Raw genomic sequence first — 1,969 nt, 5'->3', positions numbered from 1 at the left:
GAGCGCCGGCAATGGCAGGCCGAGGCCGGCGAAATAGCTGGTCGTGCCGGAAATATTGGCCAGCGCGTGGAAGCCGGACGGGACGAAGAGGGCGGCAAGCAGCAGGCGGGACAATAGAAGCAGCGCATTGCGGGGCATCGTCACCTCCCGAGAGCAATTCCAGGAAAAGTGTGTAACGGTTTTCCGTCCGGAATTGCGTCAGAGCAAAGAGCGAAAGCCGGCCACTGGCCAAGCCTAGATTGCGCCCCAGTCTAGCAGAGTCGCAGACCTGGCGCGTCTGCACAGTTCGACAACGAAAAAGCGGCGCGGAAAATTCCGCGCCGCCCAGGTCTGCGCTTGCGAGGGAAGGCTTAGCCGCGCTTGGCGTCGATCGAGTAGGCGCCGGCGCCAGACGAAGCCAGCACGATGAAGCCGCCGGCGATGGCGAGGTTCTTGAGGAACTGGATCATCTGCATCTGGTCGGCCCAACCGGTGTGGGCGACCAGCCCGGTGGCAACCGTGAAGATCGCCAGCACCCAGGCAACGATGCGGGTCTGGAAGCCGACGAGGACGGCGAGGCCGCCGAGCAGCTCGATGAGGCCGACGAGGACGGCGGTCACGGTCGGCAGCGGCAGGCCGAGGCTGCCAAAATAGCCTGCAGTGCCAGCAATCGCGGTGAGCTTGCCGAAGCCGGAAAGCAGGAAAATGACGGCCAGCAGGATGCGGCCGAGCAGGATCGTGACAGAACTGTTGGACGTGGTGCCGGAACCGGCGACGGAAGTGTTGATGGACATGGGGCTCTCTCCGGGAGGATTGGAATGACACCCCAGATAGAGCAGGCAAACTGTTCACCAAAGATGCTGATCTGACGACGGATTGTTCACCCGGTTACGCCAGTGATACTAGCTTACCCCCGGATGCGTCATATCCTCCGGCCTGACCAGACGGTCGTAGTCGGCCTCGCTGACCAGACCCGTCGCCAGCGCTTCCTCGCGCAAGGTCGTGCCCTTCTTGTGCGCCGTCTTGGCGATCTTGGCGGCGTTGTCGTAACCGATGGTCGGCGCCAGCGCCGTGACCAGCATCAGCGAGCGGTCGAGCGCTGCCTTGATGTTGTCCTCGCGCGCCTCGATGCCGACCACGCAATTGTCGGTGAAGGAGACCGAGGCGTCGGCGAGCAGCTGCACCGACTGCAGGAAATTATAGGCCATCAGCGGGTTGTAGACATTGAGCTCGAAATGGCCCTGACTGCCGGCGAAGGTCAGCGCAGCATTGTTGCCGAACACCTGCACGCAGACCTGCGTCAGCGCTTCGCACTGGGTCGGGTTGACCTTGCCGGGCATGATCGAGGAGCCCGGCTCGTTTTCCGGCAGCGAGAGCTCGCCGAGGCCGGAGCGCGGGCCGGAGCCGAGGAAGCGGATGTCGTTGGCGATCTTGAAGAGTGCCGCCGCCGCGGCGTTGATCGCGCCATGCGAGAACACCATGGAATCATGGGCGGCCAGCGCCTCGAACTTGTTCGGCGCGGTGACGAAGGCGATGCCGGTGATGGCGGCGATGCGGTCCGCCACCTTTTCGGCGAAGCCGACCGGCGCGTTGAGGCCGGTGCCGACCGCGGTGCCGCCCTGCGCCAGCTCCTGCAGGCCGGGCAGCGTCATCTCTATGCGCTTGATCGAGGAGGCGACCTGCGCGGCATAGCCGGAGAATTCCTGGCCCAGCGTCAGCGGGGTGGCGTCCTGCGTATGCGTGCGGCCGATCTTGATGATATGCGCGAACGCCTGGCTCTTGGCCTCCAGCGCCTTGTGCAGGTGCTTCAGCGCCGGCAGCAAATCGTGCACGATGCGCTCGGCGCAGGCGATGTGCATGGCCGTCGGATAGGTGTCGTTCGACGACTGGCTCATATTGACGTGGTCGTTCGGATGCACCGGCTTCTTCGAGCCCATGACGCCGCCGAGCAGCTCGATCGCCCTGTTGGAGATCACCTCATTGTCGTTCA

Annotated in this window: 3 protein-coding genes; all 3 read right to left on the bottom strand. The window is 64.1% G+C overall.

Annotated elements, in window-relative coordinates; all coding sequences use genetic code 11:
• On the bottom strand, nucleotides 1–138 hold a 138-nt coding region (locus tag EOA33_RS33935; RefSeq protein ID WP_127407596.1), incomplete at its 3' end, for a DoxX family membrane protein.
• 212 nt (nucleotides 139–350) lie between these two features.
• A complete protein-coding gene (locus EOA33_RS33930) occupies nucleotides 351–773 on the bottom strand; it encodes a DoxX family protein (protein ID WP_127407595.1) in 423 nt (140 codons plus the stop codon).
• A gap of 108 nt (nucleotides 774–881) precedes the next feature.
• The coding region (locus tag EOA33_RS33925) for a class II fumarate hydratase (RefSeq protein ID WP_145989464.1) at nucleotides 882–1,969 on the bottom strand (1,088 nt) is incomplete at its 5' end.

The sequence above is a fragment of the Mesorhizobium sp. M4A.F.Ca.ET.050.02.1.1 genome (assembly GCF_003997725.1).
Classification (GTDB): Bacteria; Pseudomonadota; Alphaproteobacteria; order Rhizobiales; family Rhizobiaceae; genus Mesorhizobium.
Note: the sequence above shows the minus strand (reverse complement) of the source record. Positions and strands in the feature narration are given on the sequence as shown.

Excerpts from the sequence above, each read along its gene's own strand:
- EOA33_RS33930 (WP_127407595.1), bottom strand. The coding sequence starts at position 773 with ATGTCCATCAACACTTCCGTCGCCGGTTCCGGCACCACGTCCAACAGT.